This window comes from Streptomyces sp. NPDC005803 (assembly GCF_040630435.1).
Taxonomy (GTDB): Bacteria; Actinomycetota; Actinomycetes; order Streptomycetales; family Streptomycetaceae; genus Streptomyces.
This window is the reverse complement of record NZ_JBEXXO010000013.1, coordinates 122,505-141,730: the sequence shown is the minus strand read 5'-3', so window position 1 is coordinate 141,730 and position 19,226 is coordinate 122,505. Positions and strand designations below refer to the sequence as shown.

At 71.6% G+C, this 19,226-nt stretch carries 15 protein-coding genes; 10 read left to right on the top strand and 5 right to left on the bottom strand.

What is annotated here, in order from left to right:
- Window positions 1–148 precede the first annotated feature (148 nt).
- Both tuf and ABZ454_RS19990 read left to right on the top strand, forming a co-directional pair.
- Entirely contained in the window at window positions 149–1,318 is a 1,170-nt protein-coding gene (gene tuf, locus ABZ454_RS19995; RefSeq protein WP_359539577.1) for an elongation factor Tu, read from the top strand.
- A gap of 144 nt (window positions 1,319–1,462) precedes the next feature.
- Entirely contained in the window at window positions 1,463–2,308 is an 846-nt protein-coding gene (locus ABZ454_RS19990; protein WP_359539576.1) for a fused MFS/spermidine synthase, read from the top strand.
- On the opposite strand, the gene ABZ454_RS19985 is transcribed toward ABZ454_RS19990, so the two are convergent.
- A complete protein-coding gene (locus ABZ454_RS19985) occupies window positions 2,270–3,577 on the bottom strand; it encodes an MFS transporter (protein WP_359539575.1) in 1,308 nt (435 codons plus the stop codon). The genes ABZ454_RS19990 and ABZ454_RS19985 overlap by 39 nt on opposite strands.
- A 51-nt stretch (window positions 3,578–3,628) precedes the next feature.
- Window positions 3,629–4,699, bottom strand: coding sequence for a hypothetical protein (locus tag ABZ454_RS19980; RefSeq protein ID WP_356317605.1), 1,071 nt, complete (start codon window positions 4,697–4,699; stop codon window positions 3,629–3,631).
- 157 nt (window positions 4,700–4,856) lie between these two features.
- Here ABZ454_RS19980 and ABZ454_RS19975 point away from each other — a divergent pair, with 157 nt between their 5' ends.
- Window positions 4,857–5,294 carry a DUF4442 domain-containing protein gene (locus ABZ454_RS19975; RefSeq protein ID WP_359539705.1) on the top strand — a complete coding sequence of 146 codons (438 nt, stop codon included), beginning with the start codon at window positions 4,857–4,859 and terminating at the stop codon, window positions 5,292–5,294.
- A gap of 154 nt (window positions 5,295–5,448) precedes the next feature.
- Window positions 5,449–6,108, top strand: a complete 660-nt coding sequence (locus tag ABZ454_RS19970; RefSeq protein ID WP_359539574.1) for a DedA family protein — start codon at window positions 5,449–5,451, stop codon at window positions 6,106–6,108.
- Window positions 6,109–6,147: 39 nt separating this feature from the next.
- Here ABZ454_RS19970 and ABZ454_RS19965 read toward each other — a convergent pair whose 3' ends face one another.
- Window positions 6,148–6,678: a gamma carbonic anhydrase family protein gene (locus ABZ454_RS19965; RefSeq protein WP_359539572.1), complete on the bottom strand. Its 531-nt coding sequence runs from the start codon at window positions 6,676–6,678 to the stop codon at window positions 6,148–6,150.
- 167 nt (window positions 6,679–6,845) lie between these two features.
- Here ABZ454_RS19965 and ABZ454_RS19960 point away from each other — a divergent pair, with 167 nt between their 5' ends.
- The 6 genes from ABZ454_RS19960 to fxsT all read left to right on the top strand — a co-directional run bounded on the left by ABZ454_RS19960 (window position 6,846) and on the right by fxsT (window position 17,338).
- Entirely contained in the window at window positions 6,846–7,583 is a 738-nt protein-coding gene (locus tag ABZ454_RS19960; RefSeq protein WP_356317611.1) for an acyltransferase, read from the top strand.
- A 147-nt stretch (window positions 7,584–7,730) separates the two neighbouring features.
- A complete protein-coding gene (locus tag ABZ454_RS19955; RefSeq protein ID WP_359539704.1) occupies window positions 7,731–8,303 on the top strand; it encodes an XRE family transcriptional regulator in 573 nt (190 codons plus the stop codon).
- A 44-nt stretch (window positions 8,304–8,347) separates the two neighbouring features.
- Window positions 8,348–8,902: a YbaK/EbsC family protein gene (locus ABZ454_RS19950; RefSeq protein WP_359539571.1), complete on the top strand. Its 555-nt coding sequence runs from the start codon at window positions 8,348–8,350 to the stop codon at window positions 8,900–8,902.
- 540 nt (window positions 8,903–9,442) lie between these two features.
- The gene (locus ABZ454_RS19945; RefSeq protein WP_359539570.1) at window positions 9,443–11,872 is read left to right on the top strand and encodes an FxsB family cyclophane-forming radical SAM/SPASM peptide maturase; all 2,430 of its coding nucleotides are present in this window, start codon (window positions 9,443–9,445) and stop codon (window positions 11,870–11,872) included.
- 149 nt (window positions 11,873–12,021) lie between these two features.
- The gene (locus ABZ454_RS19940; RefSeq protein ID WP_356317619.1) at window positions 12,022–13,392 is read left to right on the top strand and encodes a TIR-like protein FxsC; all 1,371 of its coding nucleotides are present in this window, start codon (window positions 12,022–12,024) and stop codon (window positions 13,390–13,392) included.
- On the top strand, window positions 13,376–17,338 hold the full coding sequence (fxsT, locus tag ABZ454_RS19935; protein ID WP_356317621.1) for an FxSxx-COOH system tetratricopeptide repeat protein: 3,963 nt from the start codon (window positions 13,376–13,378) through the stop codon (window positions 17,336–17,338). The genes ABZ454_RS19940 and fxsT overlap by 17 nt, the downstream gene beginning before the upstream one ends.
- An 89-nt stretch (window positions 17,339–17,427) precedes the next feature.
- Here the strand turns inward: fxsT and ABZ454_RS19930 are convergent, their stop codons facing one another.
- Both ABZ454_RS19930 and ABZ454_RS19925 read right to left on the bottom strand, forming a co-directional pair.
- Window positions 17,428–18,291, bottom strand: a complete 864-nt coding sequence (locus tag ABZ454_RS19930; RefSeq protein WP_356317623.1) for an alpha/beta hydrolase — start codon at window positions 18,289–18,291, stop codon at window positions 17,428–17,430.
- A gap of 106 nt (window positions 18,292–18,397) precedes the next feature.
- On the bottom strand, window positions 18,398–19,225 hold the full coding sequence (locus tag ABZ454_RS19925; RefSeq protein WP_359539702.1) for an AAC(3) family N-acetyltransferase: 828 nt from the start codon (window positions 19,223–19,225) through the stop codon (window positions 18,398–18,400).
- Between the last annotated feature and the right edge of the window lies 1 nt (window position 19,226).

Genomic DNA, 19,226 nt, shown 5'->3' with positions numbered 1-19,226 from the left:
TTGTCGCGGCAGCGTTCACCGCTGCCGCAGCGCCCTTCGGCGGCGCCCGAAGCTGACCCTCCCCCGACTGTCCGGCGGACCCCGCAAGGGGAGGGTCGGCCGGGCCCCGGGGTCCTTACTCCCAGCTTCGCATCCCAAGGAATGAACCATGCCCAAGACGGCATACGTGCGCACCAAGCCGCACCTCAACATCGGCACCATGGGCCACGTCGACCACGGCAAGACCACCCTGACCGCCGCCATCACCAAGGTCCTCAGCGACCGGGGCACCGGCGCGTTCGTCCCGTTCGACCGCATCGACCGGGCGCCCGAGGAGGCGCGGCGCGGCATCACCATCAACATCGCGCACGTCGAGTACGAGACCGGCACCCGCCACTACGCGCACGTCGACATGCCCGGCCACGCCGACTACATCAAGAACATGGTCACCGGCGCCGCCCAGCTCGACGGGGCGATCCTCGTCGTCTCCGCGCTCGACGGGATCATGCCGCAGACCGCGGAGCACGTGCTTCTCGCCCGTCAGGTGGGCGTCGACCACATCGTCGTCGCGCTCAACAAGGCGGACGCGGGCGACCCCGAGCTGACCGACCTGGTCGAGCTGGAGGTGCGCGAGCTGCTGTCCGCGCACGGCTACGGCGGCGACACCGTGCCCGTCGTCCGGGTCTCGGGCCTGCGGGCGCTGGAGGGCGACCCACGCTGGACGGCGTCGATCGAGGCGTTGCTCGACGCCGTCGACACGTACGTACCGATGCCGGTGCGCTACACCGACGCGCCGTTCCTGTTGCCCGTGGAGAACGTCCTGACCATCACCGGCCGGGGCACGGTCGTCACCGGTGCCGTGGAGCGCGGCACCGTCCGCGTCGGTGACCGGGTGTCCGTGCTGGGCGCGGACACCGAGACGGTCGTCACCGGGCTGGAGACCTTCGGCAAGCCGATGGAGTCGGCCGAGGCGGGCGACAACGTCGCCCTGCTCCTGCGCGGGGTCGAGCGCGACCGGGTGCGACGCGGCCACATCGTGGCGGCGCCGGGCAGCGTCACGCCGAGCCGGCGCTTCACCGCGCAGGTGTACGTCCTGTCGGGGCGCGAGGGCGGCCGCACCACGCCGGTCACCACCGGCTACCGGCCGCAGTTCTACATCCGCACCGCCGACGTCGTCGGCGACGTGGACCTCGGGACGGCGGCGGTCGCGCGCCCCGGCGAGACGGTCACCATGACCGTCGAGCTGGGCCGCGACGTGCCGCTGGAGGCCGGTCTCGGCTTCGCCATCCGTGAGGGCGGCCGCACCGTCGGCGCGGGCACCGTCACCGGACTGCTCTGAGGCGTACGGCTGGACAGGGTCCGCCTCCCGCACCCGCGGGCGGCGGACCCGCCGTCCGTGCGCGCGGACGGGGGCGTGGCCGGCCCCGCGCCCAGGCCCGCCTCGCGGTCAGGGGCAGGTCACCCCACCCAGCACAATGGGGGAGTGAACGAGTCGATACCCGTCGTGCGCGACGTGGACCACGGCACCGCCCGGCTGCTCCCCGACGTGGACCGCGAGCGGGCCTGGCTGCTCACGGTCGACGGGGCACCCCAGTCGTACGTCGACATGGACGCGCCGGAGCACGTCGAATTCGAGTACGCGCGGCGGCTCGCCCACGTCGTGGACTGTGCGGCCGGAGCGGGGGAGCCGCTGGACGTCCTGCACCTCGGCGGCGGCGCCCTGACCCTGCCCCGCTACGTCGCCGCGACCCGGCCGGGCTCGCGCCAGGAGGTCGCCGAGGCGGACCGGGCTCTGCTCGACCTCGTCACCGCGCACCTTCCGCTGCCGGAAAGGAGCGGGATCACCGTCCATGCCGCGGACGCCCGCAGACAGCTGGAGGAGACCGCTGCCGGCTCGGTGGACCTGGTGATCGCGGATGTCTTCGGCGGCTCCCGGGTGCCCGCCCATCTGACGTCCGTGCCCTACGCGCAGGCCGCGGCACGGGCCCTGCGCGCGGACGGGATCTACGCGGCCAACCTGGCGGACGGGGCGCCCTTCGGCTTCCTGCGCTCCCAACTGGCCACCTTCGCGACCGTTTTCGACGAGCTGGCGCTGATCGCCGAGCCCGCCGTGCTGCGGGGGAGGCGCTTCGGCAACGTGGTCCTCGTCGCGTCGCGGTCGCCCTTCGACACGCCCGCCCTGACCCGCCGCTGCGCGGCCGACGCGTTCGCGGCCCGGGTCGAGTACGGAGCCGCGGTCGCCGCGTTCCTCAAGGGTGCCCGGCCGGTGGGCGATGACGAGGCGGTCGCCTCACCCGAGCCGCCCGACGGCGCTTTCGGCATCGGCTGATGGCTGCGGGATCCCGACCGCCCTCTGTGTGGACGTGGTCCGGCGGGTCAGGTTGCGCACATCCGGCACGAACAGCACCGCGCCGGTGACCAGCACGATCAGACCCGCGCAGCCCCACAGCGCCTGACTGCGGCCTACCAGCGACTCCACCGGCCCCGCGAGCGCGGTGGCGACCGGCATCATGGCGACCGAGCCGAACCAGTCGTACGCCGAGACCCGTGACAGCTTGTCCTCCGGGATCTCCTGGTGCATGGCCGTCATCCACGAGACGCCGAACACCTCGATGGCCGCCCCGCTGACGAACATCACCGCGCAGAGCCCCGCCACCGGCAGCGGGACGGCGAGCCCCGCCGAGGGCAGGGCCAGCGGGAAGACGCAGAGCGTTCCGGCGAGCAGCAGCCGCCTGGGCTTCCACCGGACCATCAGCAGCCCCCCGGCCACGGTGCCGACACCGAAGGCGGCGAGCGCGAAACCCCAGGGGCGGGCGCCGCCGAGCTCGTCCTCGGCGACCAGCGGCCCGTAGACCGCCTCCGCGGCCCCGACGGCGGCGACGACCACGGAGAACTGCGCCACGATGGCCCAGAGCCAGGGACGCCCGACGAATTCCTGCCAGCCCTCCCGCAGATCGGCGAACAGACCACCGCCCGGTTTCCGCGAGGGGATGTGGCTGACGTCGAGAAAGGCGCGCAGCGCCCCGGCCACGGCGAAGGCGGCCGCGTCGACGGCCAGCACCCAGCCCGGGTCCATCGCGGCGATCATGGCACCGCCGAGCGCGGCACCGCCGATGGCGGCGCCCTGCATGGCCATCCGGAAGAGGGCGAAGGCCCGGCTCGCCTGTTCGCCGCTGACGCTGGACATCAGCATGCCCTCGGCCGCGGGGTTGAAGAAGGCCTGGCCGGTGCCGCACAGAGCGGTCAGCAGCATCATCTGCCACAGCTGGGGGTCACCGGCCAGGACCAGCCAGGCGAAGGCGCCCTGGGAGAGGAAGTTGAGGGCGTTGGCCGCGACCATCACGCGGTGGCGTGGCAGGCGGTCCGCTATCGCCCCGCCGATCAGCAGGAAGAGCACCAGGGGCGCGGTCCTGGCGGCGGCCACCAGTCCCACGTCCCCGCCGTCGCCGCCCGCATCCAGAACCGCGAACGCCGCCGCGATCAGCGCGCCATGGGTGCCAAGGCCCGTGATGATCGCGGCGGCGGTCAGCAGCCGGTAGTTGCGGCCCGCCGGGGTGGGGCGGTGCGAGCGGGGTACGGCGTCGGCTGCGTCAGTCACTCAGGGACTATCGCGGCAATGACCCCGATGTGCCAAATGCGTTTCCGCCCCTCAGGACTCGGTGATCTTCACCAGCCGCACGGTGCTCAGGATCTTCTGGACCGTCGTGTCCGGCAGCTCGCCCTCGACGCCGGTGGCGGCGTACAGCACCCAGGAGGAGAAGGCCCCGCTGCTGTTCTTGAAGGTGAAGGCGATGGTCTTCCCGTCGCTGTCGCACTTCTTCTTCTTGGTGACGTTCGGGGCGGTGGCGGTGACCAGGCTGCCCGTCAGTCCCGACTTGGTGGTGTACTGCGTGGCCTTACTGATCTTGATGGTCTTCTTCGGCATGTGCTGGGCGTAGGCGCCCCACGCCCAGGTGCCCGCCTCGTTCCTGGCGTTCAGGGCGGCGTCCGTGGCGCCTTCCGCGCCGCGGGTGCCGGTGCCGGCGAGGCTGTAGTTCTCCTTGGTGCCGTCCTTGTCCGCGTCGTCGACGCACCACTTGCTCTTGTAGTCCGCCGGTGCGGAGAAGCCGATGAGCGGCGAGCCGTCACCCTTCGCGTCGTCCTCGAAGTACGAGAACGTGCCGGGGGAGCCGACCTCCCAGTCGCCGGGCACGTCGAACTGCGTGCCCCACTTGGGGTTGGTCACGACCTTCCAGCCCGCGATCAGCGGCTTGGCGTCCCCGTCGGTGCCGCGCGGATTCGCCACGGGTGAGGACGCGGCGTCGGAGGGCTTGGCGGGTGCGGACGACTTCTTGTCGTCGGCGACGTTCTTGCCGCCGTTGTCGTCGTCCTTGTTCAGCACGACGACACCGGTGACCGCCGCGGCCACGACGACCGCGGTCGCCGCGACGATGGCGACGACGGTCGTCCTCTTCTTGTCGTTGCCGGGCTGGGGCCCGCCGGGCGGGCCGGGCACCGCGTACTGCGGGACGGTGGGCTGCTGGTACGGATTGGGCTGCTGGTATCCCGGGCCGCCCTGCTGCGGGTAGCCGTAACCGGGCTGCTGCCCGGGCTGGCCCTGCTGCTGGTACCCCGGCTGCTGATAGGGGTTCGGCTGCTGGTACCCCGGCTGCTGGTACGGATTCTGGTTCTGATCCTGCGGGTTCTGCTCGCCCCCGGGCGGCTGCTGTCCTGGCCACATGGCGAGTAACGATAGAGGGGCGCCACCCCGGCGGCTACGGCCGCCCCCGTGAGCGGACGGTGAAGAACGATGCGGCCGGGGCGCGGGCGGGCAGCCGCGAAGGCATGGCCAATCTCCACTACTCGTGAGTAACATCGGGGGCATGAGCGCTGAACAGATGACCGCGGGCGACATGGTCGCCGCGTCGGTCCCCATGGTCCGGACCCTCAACCTCGAATTCCTGGAGTCCACAGCCGAACGCGCGGTGGTCCGCATGCCGGACCAGGCCGACTTCCACAACCACGTCGGCGGACCGCACGCCGGTGCCATGTTCACGCTGGCGGAGTCGGCGAGCGGGGCCATCGTCATGGCCGCGTTCGGCGAGCAGCTGACGCGAGCCGTCCCGCTCGCGGTGAACGCCGAGATCGCCTACAAGAAGCTGGCCATGGGGGAGGTCACCGCGACCGCCACCCTCGGCCGGCCGGTGGCCGACGTCGTCGCCGAGCTCGACGCGGGCGCACGCCCCGAGTTCCCGGTGGCCGTCCGGATCCAGCGCGCCGACGGCGCCGTGACCGGCGAGATGACCGTGCTCTGGACGCTGCGCCCGAACGCCTGATTCCGGTCGGCCCCGGCCTGGGCCGCCACCACCTCGGCCGGCCCGGACAGGTGCTGCGTGCCTGTCCGGGCCGGGCCGGCGACCGGTAGGCTTTCGCCGTGCGCCGTGGAGCTGTCCGGCGGGCGATGAGGACATCACTACGGAGGAACCGGCGTTGCACATCCAGGAGTGGCTGGAGACCGTCCCCGCGATCAGCGTGTACGTCCTGGTCGGCGTCGTCATCGGGCTCGAGAGCCTCGGCATCCCGCTGCCCGGCGAGATCGTGCTGATCAGCGCGGCCCTGCTGGCCGCGGGACACGACGGGATCAACCCGTGGATCCTGGGCGCCTGCGCCACGGCAGGGGCGGTGATCGGCGACTCGATCGGCTACGCCATCGGCCGCAAGGGCGGACGGCCGCTGCTGGCCTGGCTCGGGGGCAGGTTCCCCCGGCACTTCGGGGAGAGCCAGATCGCCCTGGCGGAGCGCTCGTTCCAGAAGTGGGGCATGTGGGCGGTCTTCTTCGGCCGCTTCGTCGCACTGCTGCGCATCTTCGCCGGACCGCTCGCCGGCGTCCTGCGGATGCCGTACTGGAAGTTCCTGACCGCCAACGTGCTCGGCGGGATCGCCTGGGCGGGCGGCACCACGGCGGTCATCTACTCGGTGGGTGTCGTCGCCGAGGCCTGGCTCAAGCGGTTCTCGTACCTGGGTCTGGCGATCGCGCTCCTGATCGGTCTCGGCTCGATGCTGATCCTGAAGAACCGGGCCAAGAAGGCGGCCGCGCAGTCCGCCGCCGAGACCGCGTCGGAACCGGCGTCCGTACCGGTCGCCGACTGACCTGGCAGCGGGTCCGGGCGGGCGGCCGGGGCCGCACGCTCAGTCCTCGTACGCCTGGCGATGGGCCTTCGCCAGCTCCACGTAACCGACCGCGTTGAACCTGATGCCTTCGAGCTCCTCCTCGGTCAGCTGCCGCTTGACCTTGGCGGGCACGCCCGCGACCAGTGAGCCCGGGGGCACGCGCATGCCCTGCGGGACGAGGGCCTGAGCGGCGATGAGGGAGCCGGCACCGATGTGGGCGCCGTTGAGCACGGTGGCGCCCATGCCGACCAGGACGTCGTCCTCGATGGTGCAGCCGTGCAGCACGGCGTTGTGTCCGACCGAGACGCGCTCGCCGACCGTGACGGGGAAGCCGGGGTCGACGTGGACGCTGCAGTTGTCCTGGATGTTGGACCCGGCGCCGATGACGATGGGCCCGCAGTCCGCCCGCAGCACCGCGTGGTACCAGAGGCTGGAGCCCGCCGCCATGGTGATCTCACCGATCGCGACCGACGTCGGTGCGGTGAAGGCGTCCGCGTCGATGACCGGCTCCTTGCCGCCCATGGCCGTGATCAAGGCCTGCTCTGCCATCGCGCGTCCTTCCGTGCTCCGGTTCCGGGGCGGGGTCGTGCGAGCGTCGTCGCACGGTCCCGCCCGGCAAACGGTATGCGACGCTCCTGCCGGCCGGAGACCCGGTGGGGTGAAGATCACAGGCCGGCCCGGGGATCGCCCGCGGGGCCGCCGACTACCGTGTGCGGGTGCCGAAGAACAGAAACACGTTCTCCTCCCTGACCGCCTGGCGGCGGCGAGTCCTGTCCGGGGCCGTCCACCGCTGCTGGCGCTGGGTGCGGGAGACGGGCGCCGTCACGGCGGCACACCCCGGTGGTCTGCGGTTCCGCCGGATCGGTGAGGGCACCCGGCTGGCCTTCCCGCAGGGCACGGTGTTCGGCGAGCCCTGGATCGAGCTGGGCGCCCACTGCATCATCGGCGAACAGGTCACCCTGACCGCGGGGCTCATGCCCGATCTGGACCTCGGCTCCGACACCGTCCTGACGCTCGGCGACGGAGTGGTGCTGGGCCGCGGCAGCCATGTCGTCGCCGACACCACGGTGACGATCGGCTCGGACACGTACTGCGGACCGTACGTCTACATCACCTCGACCAACCACAGCTACGACGACCCGCGGGAGCCGGTCGGCAAGCAGTGGCCGCGGATGGAGCCGGTGGCCATCGGCCCCGGCTGCTGGATCGGCACCGGAGCGGTGATCCTCCCGGGCGCCAGGCTCGGCCGCAACGTGGTCGTGGCCGCGGGTGCGGTGGTACGCGGCGAAGTGCCCGACCACGCGGTCGTGGCCGGGGCCCCGGCCCGGGTCGTACGGAGCTGGGACGCCGAGAAGGGGTGGCAGCCGCCCCTGCGGACGCCGGCCCCGGTGCCGATCCCCGAGGGCGTGACCCCCGAACAGCTCCTGGCCGTGGCGGAGCTCGACGAGAGCTGACGCCCGCGCCGGCCACCGGGGCAGGCCCCCTGGCCTGGACGGACGGTGCTGGGCCGGGCGGCCCTCGCAGTACAGTGCGATGAACGGTGGGTGCACCACGCCGTAGTGCGGCATCCCCGACCCCCGATCCAGGACATGGGACGCAATGTGACTGATCTCGACCAGCTGACCCAGTCCCTCGCGCGGAACCTCAAGCGCTGGCGCGGTGAGCGGGGCTTCACCCTGGACGCCCTGGCCGCCCGTGCCGGGGTCAGCCGCGGAATGATCATCCAGATCGAGCAGGCCCGCACCAACCCCAGTGTCGGCACCACGGTCAAGCTCGCCGACGCCCTCGGGATCAGCATCACGACCCTGCTCGACTACGAACAGGGCGCCCCGGTCCGCCTGGTCCCCGGGAGCCAGGCCGTCCGCATGTGGTCGACCGAGGCGGGCAGCTCCACCACCCTTCTGGTCGGAGCCGAGGCCCGGGGCCCGCTGGAGCTCTGGTCCTGGAATCTGATGCCCGGCGACGGCAGCGCGTCCGACCCGCACCCCGAGGGCACCGTGGAACTCCTTCACGTCACCGCGGGCACCCTCACCCTGGTCGTCGACGGCGCTGCGTACGCCGTGCCCGCCGGCACCTCCGCGACCTTCGAGGCGCACCACCCGCACGCCTACCGCAACGAGGGCTCCGAGCCCGTCGGCGTCACCATGGCCGTGTCCATCCCGCCCGTCAGGTGAGACGCCCAACCAGCAAGGTGTCAGGGGCTGTTAGCGTTGCGCGCATGCGCGCCCCCATCGGCTCCTTCGAGGACGCCCGCCCCGCTGCCGACCGTCTCGGACTGCTCACCGCCCCGGTGGCCCGAGCGGTACGCGAGGGCTGGGGCGGCATCCCCGTGGAGCAGATCATCCACGTCGACACGGACCCGGAGATCGCCGACACGGCGGCCTTCGTCGAGCACCACGGGGCCGACCTGCTGAAACGGTCGGCCAACTGCGTCGTGGTGGCGGGCAAACGCGGGGGCGAGGTGACGCTGGCCGCCTGCCTCGTCCTCTCCCACGCCCGCGTCGACGTGAACGGCGCCGTGCGCAAGCACCTCGGCGCCCGCAAGGCCTCGTTCGCCCCGATGGACACGGCGGTCGGCGAGACACGGATGGAGTACGGCGGCATCACGCCTGTGGGACTCCCGGACGGCTGGCCCCTGTTGATCGACCCCGCCGTGGTGGACGAGGAGTGGGTCCTCATCGGCAGCGGCACCCGCCGGGGCAAGCTGATCGTGCCGGGCAAGGCGTTGGCGGCGCTGCCGGGCGCGGTCGTCGTCGAAGGCCTGGGAGTCTGACCGAATCGTGTCTCGGGCGCGGGTGCTCTTTGTGCATCAGTCTGGTCCCGGCCTCCGCTCTGCGGGAGGCTGGGCCCGGTATGCCCCGAGCCTGATCCCGGCTGGGCCGGGCGGGGCATGGTTTAGCCCATCTGGGGGGTGTGCGTGAATACGACCGAAACCGCGGGGCAAGCACGCGCGTTTGTGGTACGCGGCGCCCCCGCGTGTGTCCGAGTGGCTATCTTTGCAGATTTGTCCTATTTATAGGGAAAGCCGGGGATTTTCATCCCTGTCCACATCGGGGTTCGCCGCGATCATGGACGTCCTCAACATGAAGGGCCTTAAATGAAAACTACCCTCGTCTCGGCGGCCGGCAGGCCGGGGATCGCTCCCCGAAGCCAGGCCGTGCCCCGGGTGCCGCTCGCTCAGCGAGCCGCTGTCCAGGGCGGCGGGGCCCTGCCCGCATCGATCAGTCGACTCATGTCGACCGACGCCGGGGCGAGTCCGTTGGTGATCGCAGCCTTTCAGTCGTCCGTCTGAGCAGCCGAACAGATAGCCGTCATGGACCGGCCACCCCCTTCTTTGAGCCAATTCGTGCTGAAGATGCACAGCCGCTGTGATCTCGCCTGTGATCACTGCTATGTGTACGAGCACGCGGACACGAGCTGGCGTGGCCGGCCCCGGGCAGTGACGAGACAGACCCTGGCCAGGGCGGCGGATCGCATCGCCGAACACGCCCTGGCACACGGGCTTCCCGTGGTCCATGTGGTATTGCACGGCGGCGAACCGCTGCTCGCGGGGCCCGAAAGGATCCGGAACGCGGCCGAGGAGCTCACCCGCGCACTCGACGGGATCAGCGCACTCGATCTGCGCATCCACACCAACGGCGTCCTGCTCAGCGAGGAGTTCTGCGAACTCTTCGCCGAACTGGGCATCAAGGTCGGGGTCTCGCTCGACGGAGACAGGGCCTCCAACGACCGCCACCGCCGCTACGCGGACGGACGCACCAGCCATCCCCAGGTACTGCGCGCCGTGGCGCTGCTCAACCGGCCGGGCTACCGCAGGCTCTTCGCCGGGCTGCTCTGCACCATCGACGTCGAGAACGATCCGGTCGCCGTGTACGACGCCCTCGTCTCCCTGGACCCGCCGCGCATCGACTTCCTGCTCCCGCACGCGACCTGGGACGTGCCGCCGCCCCGGCCGCACGGTTCCGCGACGCCGTACGCGGACTGGCTCGACGTGATCTACCGTCGCTGGGACGCCGCGGGGCGGCCGGTGCCGGTACGGATCTTCGACTCCGTGCTGCGGACACTGCGCGGGGAGAGCAGTCTCACCGAGTCCCTGGGCCTGGCGCCGGCGGACCTCGTGGTCATCGAGACGGACGGCACGTTCGAACAGGCGGACAGCCTCAAGACGGCCTACGACTCGGCCCCCGCCACCGGCATGAATCTCGTCGACCACACCCTCGACGAGGTGCTCGCCCACCCGGGCATGCTCGCCCGGCAGCAGGGGCTGGAGCAGCTCAGCGACGAGTGCCGGGCCTGTCCGGTGGTCAACTCCTGCGGAGGCGGCCTCTACGCGCACCGCTACCGGACCGGAAGCGGGTTCCGCAACCCGTCGGTCTTCTGCGCCGATCTGATGGAAATGATCATGAACATTCGTGACCGGGAAGCGACGGCACCCGTGGTGAGCGGCCCCGGGGAACTGGACGCGGCCGCACTCGACGAGCTGGCCTCGGGGTTCGGCGGTGCCTCGACCGTGGCCCGGCTCGCGGCCGCCCAGGCGGAGATCAACCACGAACTGCTGGCCGCGGTCGGCGAACGCGCCCCGCGCGGTGACCGCACGGCGATGCAGGCCTGGGAACTGCTGGTCGACCTCGACAGCCACGCTCCCGAGGCGCTGGACACGGTGCTGGCGCACCCCTACACACGTCCCTGGGCGCTGCGCGTGCTCGAGGCAGGGACGCGGTGGGCCGCCGCCCCCGGTCTGGCCGAGATCGCCGCCGCCGCCGCGCTGCGGGCCCGGCGCGGTGACACCGTCGCCGTCCCCGTGAGCCGGGGGCTGCTCCGCCTGCCCGGCCTCGGCGCGGTGACCCTGCCGCACGACGCCGCCCTCGCCGAAGTGTCCGCGGACGCCGAGGGGTTCTCGGTTCGGTCGGCGGGCCGCCATGTGCGGATCGGCTGGGAGGAGGGGCTGGACGGCCTCACCGCGCACTGGCAGCCGGTGCGGGTGGTCGAACGTCCGGGCTGGTCGGTGGCGCTGGAGGACACCGATCCCCTGCGGGACCGCCATCAGTGGCCCGTAGCCGGTCGGCTCTCCGCCGGCGAGGCGAAGCTCTGGGCGCAGGACCTGGCCGAGGCGTGGGAGCTGATCCAGGACGAACTCCCGGCCTACGCCCCGGGGGTGTCGGCCGGCCTCCGGGTCGTCACACCGCTGCACGCACCGGGGGGCGGTGATGTCAGCGCGGCGTCCCGCGACGCCTTCGGCGCGATCGGGGCGGCCCGCCCCGAAACGCCCGACCTGCTGGCCCTGTTGATCGTCCACGAGTTCCAGCATGTGAAGCTGGGTGCCGTCCTGGACAGCTTCGACCTGCATCAACACGCCGACGACGGGCGGCTGTTCTACGCGCCCTGGCGCCCCGATCCGCGACCGCTGGAGGGCCTGCTCCAGGGCACGTACGCGCACATCGCCGTCACGGACTTCTGGCGCGTGCGCAGGCACACCGCGGGCGGAGCGTCGGCGCGCACCGCCGAGGCGCAGTTCGCCCGGTGGCGGGAGCAGACGACGGAAGCGGTGCGGGTACTGGCCGGATCAGGGCTGCTGACCCCCCTCGGTGAGCGGTTCGTGGCCGGAATGGGGCATACGGTCGAGGCGTGGGAGGCGGAAGAGGTCTCCGCCGGCGCCCTGGCTGAGGCGCGGGGCTCGGCCGAACGGCACCGCGCCGACTGGACGGCGCGCAATCCCGTGCACGCCGCGCAGCTCGCTCCATGATCCGATTCGGAATTGACGGTTATGGCAGTAATTGATTGTCCAGCACCGAAAGTGGAGGGGCGGGGTCGATAAATAGGCGCGTTCCTGCCGTTCCGTCGAAGATTCCTTACTTCCTAGACTGAGGTCCCACACGTGGACCGGGGGAGACGTTGGATCTTGAAGCTGCCGGAGCACAGGGAGATGAGCCGAGACCGTACTTCTTCCTCAGCTATGCGCATACACCGAGGAACGATCCGAAGGACAAAGATCCGAATCTCTGGGTCGAGAGATTCTACCGGGACCTGTGCGCCCACGTCCTGCAGCTCACGTCCTTGCCCGCCGGGGTTCCGGCCGGGTTCCTGGATCAGCAGATGCAGCCCGGAGAGGGGTGGCAGGAGCGCCTTTCCGAAGCCCTGGCGTACTGCAAGGTCTTCGTTCCGCTTTACTCGCCGCGCTATTTCCTGAGCGAACAGTGCGGAAGGGAGTGGTACGCGTTCTCCAGTCGCGCGGTCCACTACCAGGCGGCCCGCAGCAACGGCGGCCAGATGTCCGGCATCGTCCCGGCGCTCTGGGTGCCCGTGCCGCCCCGGCAGCTGCCGCAGCCCGCGGAACGGCTGCAGTTCAACCACGCCGCCTTCGGTGAGGAGTACGCCGACGAGGGCTTCTACGGGCTGATCAAACTGCGCTATCTGCGGGACCAGTACGAAAGGGCCGTCTATCTGCTGGCCAAGCGGATAGTGAAGGTGGCGGAGCAGAGCCGGATGCCGGAAGGGGACCCGCAGCAGGACTACGCGGCCGTACCGAGCGCCTTCGGGCCGCCCGGCAGGGCCCGGCAGATGGAGATATCCGTCCTCGCCTGCTCCCGTTCCGATCTGCCAGCCGGCCGTGCGCCCGACTGCTACGGGCCCACCCAGCGCGACTGGAATCCGTACCATCCCAAATCGGCCAGGCCGCTGGCCGACCATGCCGTCGACCTCGTGCGCAATCTCGACTACCAGGTGCGGGTGGGGGAGTTCGAAGCCGAATCCGAGCGGCTGCTCGGCGCCGAGCGGCCCCAGGCCCCGGGGCTGCTGCTGCTGGACCGGTGGGCCCTGGACACCCCCCGCCGCCAGGAGCTGCTGAGACGCCTGAGTGAGAACGGCCGCCCCTGGATCAGTGTCATGGTCCCGTGGAACAGGGACGACCCCGACTCCGGCCACCGGGAGGCCGACCTCCGCGCCGTGCTCGAAGGGTGCCTCGAATCCGGGCCCGAGGGGGAACTGGGCCACCGGTCGCACAGCGGAGGCGTGCCCACCCTGGAGGCTTTCAGCCAGGAACTCCCAGGAGCGGTGAAGGCCGCGGAGCGTCACTACGCCGCTCACGCCGAGACGTTTCCGCCCGAGGGCCCCGGCGGCGCGATGCCGCGGCTGCTGATCGACGGCGTGGGCTACGGAACCAGCAATTCCGCACTACCCGTCAGCGGCACGGGCCACGACACGGGCGATCCCGGTGACGGTGACGCCCCCGAGGGGGAGGACCCAGCAGATGACCGAGAACCGTGACGGCACCGTCGTCACCTTCTACTCCTACAAGGGCGGCACCGGCCGCACCATGGCGCTGGCCAATACGGCCTGGATCCTGGCCGCGAACGGCTACCGGGTACTCGCCGTCGACTGGGACCTGGAAGCCCCCGGTCTGCACCGCTTCTTCCACCCCTTTCTCGATCTCTCCGAACTGGCCGCCACGCCCGGACTGATCAATATGATCACCGAATACCAGGAAGAGGCGCGCAGGCCCGCGGCCCGGGATCCGGAATGGCACCGTGAATACGCGCGCGTGAGGCCGCACGCCACCTCCCTGAACTGGGCATTCCAGGGCGGCGGAAGTCTCGACTTCCTGTCTGCCGGACGCCGCAACCGGGACTATTCCGCGACCGTCGGCCGGATGGACTGGGACGATTTCTACGAACGCTACGGCGGTGGCCAGTTCTTTGACGCCATGCGGGCCGACATGCGGAAACACTATGACTTCACCTTGATCGACAGCCGGACCGGACTGAGCGACATCGCCGATATCTGCACCGTCCAGATGCCCCAGGTACTGGTGGTCTGCTTCACCCTGAGCGACCAGAGCATCGAGGGCGCGTCCGCCGTGGCCCGCGACATCGAGGAGCGCTTCCACGACAAGCACATACGGATCCTGCCCGTGCCGATGCGCATCGACGACGGGGAGAAGGAGAAGGCCGACGCGGGACGCGCGCTGGCCCGGGAGAGCTTCCCCGGCTTCCCCAGCGGTCTGGCCACGGACGAACTGGCCAACTACTGGGGCACGGTGGAGATCCCCTACCGGCCCTTCTACGCCTACGAGGAGATCCTCGCCACCTTCGGTGACGCCCCGAACATCTCGAGTTCCATGCTCACCTCCTGCGAACGGCTGACCGCGGTGCTCACCGAGGGCCGGGTCACCGCGCTGCCCGCGATGGACGAATCGGAACGGCTGGCCTATGTGGCGGCCTACACCCGCCGCCGGCCCGTCCCCCCGTCCAACATCGTCCTGACGCACGTGGCGGAGGACCAGATGTGGGCGGACTGGCTGGAGGCCGTCCTCACCCGCGCCGGCTTCCACGTCATGCCCGTGGACGTGCGCAGCTCCCACACCGCCTGGAACGACGCGGAGTGGGCGGCGGCCGGCGCCTTCCGCGTCGTCCCCATCGTCTCCCAGGCCTACCAGAACTCGCGCCGCGCCCGCAGTTTGTGGGAGTCCGCCCTGGGACTCGACCCCTCGGGGAGCCGGCGCCAGCTGGTCCCCGTGCGGATCAGCGACGTCCGGCTGACCATGCCGCTCAACAGCAGGGGCATCGTCGACGTCGCGCGGCTGGACGAACGCGAGGCCGTCGGCGCCGTACTGACGGCGCTGGACCGGGCCGAGGCCGTCGACAACGCGACGGCGGCCGCACCCGGGGGCCCGCGGTTCCCCGGGACGGTGCCCGGCGTGTGGAACGTACGGCCCCGGCACGCCGAGTTCACCGGCCGCGGATCCGTACTCGTGCGGCTGCGCGACCAGTTACGCGGCAGCAGCCGCTCCGCACAGCACCTGCCCCAGGTCCTCTACGGGCTCGGCGGGGTCGGCAAGACCCAGGTGGCGCGCGAGTACGCCCACCGGTTCCGGGCCGACTACGACCTGGTGTGGTGGATCGAGGCCGAGCAGCCCGACCGGGTGGTGTCGTCCCTGGCGGAACTCGCCGAACGGATGGACCTGCGCGCCGGCGACGTGGTCGCCGAGGCTGCCAAGGCGGCGCTCCAGGCGCTGCGCAGCGGGGCCCCGTACGCGCGCTGGCTGCTCATCTTCGACAACGTCGAGGACCTCGACGAGGCGCTGGAACTCCTCCCGGACGAGACCGGACCGCTGACGGCGGGTCTCTACGGTCACATTCTCGCCACCTGCCGCAACAAACCGATCTCCAGCCGCGTGGAGCCGGTCGAGGTCGAGGTCTTCACCCGCTCGGAGAGCGTGGAGCACCTGTGCCGCAGGGTGCGCAAGCTGCCGGCCAGGGACGCGGACCGGGTGGCCGAGGCCGTCGGTGACCTGCCGCTGGCGGTGGAGGTCGCCGCGGCCTGGCTGGCCGAGACCGCGACCCCCGTCGACGCCTATGTCGAACAGCTCAGGGAGCAGAGCACCAAGGTCCTCTCCCTCGGCAGGCCCGAGGACTACGCCCTCCAGATCGGCGCCACCTGGAACATCTCCATCGCCCGGCTGCGCAAGGAGTCCAGGGCGGCGGTCCGGCTGCTGGAACTGTGCTCCTTCTTCTCCGCCGAGCCCATATCGATGACGCTCATCGGCAGCGACTCGATGTTCCGCTCGCTCCTGCCGTACGACTCCGATCTCCGCGAGCGTTACATGCTGGGACGCGTCATCCAGGCGCTCAACCGCTTCGCCCTGGCCAAGGTGGACCCGGCCGACAGCAGCATCCAGGTCCACCGGCTCGTCCAGGCGGCCGTCCGTGCCGGACTGACGGCCGAGGAACGGGACACGGCCGTCCACGAGGTGCACCGCATCCTCGCCGAGGCCCGGCCGGCCCAGGGCGCGGACCAGGACAACCCGGTGAACGACCCCAGGAGCTGGCCCGCCTTCGAGCTGATCTGGCCGCACCTGGGCCCCTCGGGGGTCGCCGACTGCGACGAGGCCGAGGCCCGGCAGCTGATGGTCGACCGCATCCGCTACCTCCTCAAGCGCGGCGAACTGGAGAGCGCCAGGGCGCTCGGCACCCAGCTCAACGAGACCTGGACGCAGGAACTGGGCGAGGACGACCTGCAGACGCTGAACCTGCGCTTCGAGCTCGCCAACGCCCTGCGCGCCCAGGGCAGGTACCAGCAGGCCCGCCGGATGGACGAGGACACCCTCGCCCGGCAGACCCGACTGCTGCGCAAGGACCACCCCAGCCTGCTGATCACCACCGGCAGTCTGGCCGCGGACCTGAGGGCCCTGGGCCGGTTCGACGAGGCGCTGGAACGGGACCAGAAGATCCACCACGTGATGCGCGAGACCTTCGGGGACAACCATCCGCGTACCCTCGTCGCCGCCCACAACCTGGCCATCGACTACCGGCTCACCGGCGACAGCGAAGCGGCGCGCAGGCTCGACGACCTCACCGTGGAGCGCCGCAGCGCGCTGCTGGGCGAGGACCATCCGTACACCTTGACGACCAAGGGCCACCTGGGACGCGACCTGCGGGAGACCGGGGAGTACGAGTCCTCGGTGCAGATCCTCCGCGAGGTCAAGGCCGCGTTCGAGCGGGTGCTCAACGCGGACGTGCCCGAGGCGCTGCGCACCGCCAAGAGCCTGGCCGTCTCCCTCCGCAAGGCGGGCCACCCGCACGAGGCGAAGCTCCTGACGGAGGAGACGTACAACCGCTACCGGGAGAGGTACGGCACGAAGGTGCCCGACGCGCTCGCCTGCGGGCTCAACCTCGCGGCGGACTTCTCCGCGGTCGGTGACAAGCAAGCAGCGCTGGACCTGGCGCAGCAGTCCCTCGACGGCTACCGGGCCACCCTGGGCGAGGACCACCCGTTCACGCTGGCGTGCCGCAACAACGTCGCCATCTATCTGCGGGGCATGGGCGCGGCCCGGTCGGCCGCGGAGGCCGGCGAAGCGGTCAGGACCGCGCTGGAGGACAGCCTGGGGGCGCAGCACCCCTTCACCCTCTGCGCCGCGATCAACCTGGCCAACGCCTACGGCGACCTGAACCGGCCGCAACTGGCGGAGCGCTGGGAACGGGCCGCTCTCGACGGTCTGCTGGACCGGTACGGGCCGGCGCACCCCGACGTGCTGGCCTGCCGCTCCAACCTGGCCGTCACCCTGCGCTCCATGGACCGGGAGAGGGAGGCCGAGCGGCTGCGGGCCGAAGTCGTGCCGCTGGCCGTCGAGCACCTGGGCATGGACCATCCGATCGCGGTGGCGGCCCGCACCGGGCGGCGCATCAACCGCGATCTGGAACCGCAGCCGGTCTGACCCCGTTCAGGCGGCGAGGTGGGCGTCGGCCCGGTACGGGCGGTACCGGGCCGGCTGCCCGCCCTCGAAGGGCGCGGCCGGGCGGCCGGTCATCTGGTGACCCAGCCGAGCACGCGGGTGAGGACGCGCAGCGCGCCGAAGTGCGCGGCGCCGCGCTCCACCACCGTCTCCGCCCCGGGGATGTGCTCTCCGAGCCAACGCGTGTGCTGGGCCGGCGCGAAGACGTCGTCCTCGCCGTGCCAGAGGAGCACGGGAGAGGTGATGTCCTCGGGCCGGAACCCCCAGTCGCTGCTGAAGGACATGACGTCGTCGACCCAGCCGTCCGCGGAACTGCGCAGCCCCTCCGCGAAGTTGCGCACCAGCATCGCGCGGATGCCCGTGTCGGAGACGATTCCGCGGTCCGAGGCCGACAGCCCGCGGTGCATGTCGACCACCGAGCCCATCGGATCCGCCCGGATCGACGCCGATCTGCGTTCCAGCGCGGCGGTCAGCCTGCCCCGCCCGGCCGCGGCGTTGATGTACTCGCGGACGTTGGACTCGATCATGCCCTCGAACCAGTCGAGCCCCTGCGCGTCGCGGGGCGCCAGCCCGACCAGCGCCGCCGTGCGGGCGGCGCGGCCCTTGAGCAGAGCGGCGCAGGCGAGCGCGTGCGGCGCCCCGCCCGAGCGCCCCACCACCGCGAACTCGTCGATGCCCAGGGCGTCGGCGATGGCCTCGACGTCGGCGGCGACGTGGGCGACGGAGCGGCCGGGCAGACGGTCGGACGCACCGTAGCCGGGACGGTCGTAGGCGATGAGGTGGATGCCCAGCCGGTACAGAACGGCCCCGCGCGGGGCCGGGCCGAGCCGGCTCCCCGGGGTGCCGTGGAGCAGGAACACCGGTCTGCCGTGCGGATTCCCGAAACGTTCCACGGCCAGCTCCCGGCCGTCCTCCGTGCGGATCAGCTGTTCCATCCGGTGCCTTCCCCTCGGGGCCGATACGCGGTAAGTATGAGTGCCGCGAGGGAAGTTGGATATAGATGCAGCGGCCAGGAGGTTGCTGCGCGGGCGTGAATCGCCGCTAGGAGTGCGCCCCCCTGTGCGCCGGTAGCCACCGCGTGGCGAACGAGACCGCCGCCGGGAAGCGGAAAAGGCGGCCCGTTCCGGAGCCCACCGTGGCGGTGCGGACGGCTGTGCCGTGGTCCGATCGTGCGAAGTCCGCGCCCAGCGCCGCGAAGTCGCTGTCGTCCAGGGCCACGTCCTCGTACTCCCACCACCGGCGCCCGCCGCCGTCTTGCACCACGCAGCGATAGGTGCGGCGGGGCGGGGAGGGGACCCGGTACTCGGCCAGGTGGAACGCGGTGCAGGAGCCGAAACCGGTGCCGAGCAGCAGGACCTGGGCCCGCAGTTCGTCCAGGCGGGCCAGCGGCGAGTCCTCGCCGAGGTGGCAGTCGGGGCGGTGGTCCGCCACCACCTGGCCGGCCAGCCGGCCCAGCGCGGCGAAGGAGGTCTGCGGGTGCGCGCTGCGGGCGGAGCCGAGGGCCCGGCGCACCGCTTCGGAGAGCCGGCCCATCGACGGGGCCGCCGTGGTGGCCGGGTCGAACGCGGGCATCGCCGCCCGGACGGCTTCACGCTGCCGCTCGTCGAGGCCGCGGACCCGGGCGTGGTACTGCGTGGAGGTGTCGCTGTTCTCCGGGGTGAAGGCCGGGACCACCAGGGTGCCGTCGGGGCCCAGTACATCCCGCAGGGCGCCCGCGACCGCGTCCGCGCCGCCGGCCACCGCCCCCACCGTGCGCAGCGACGCGTGCACCATCAGCACACCGCCGCGCTCGACACCGAGCGAGGCCAGCTGTCCGGCCAGGCGGGCCCGGGTGTGCGGAACGATCGACACGCTCGTGGCGTGGGCCATA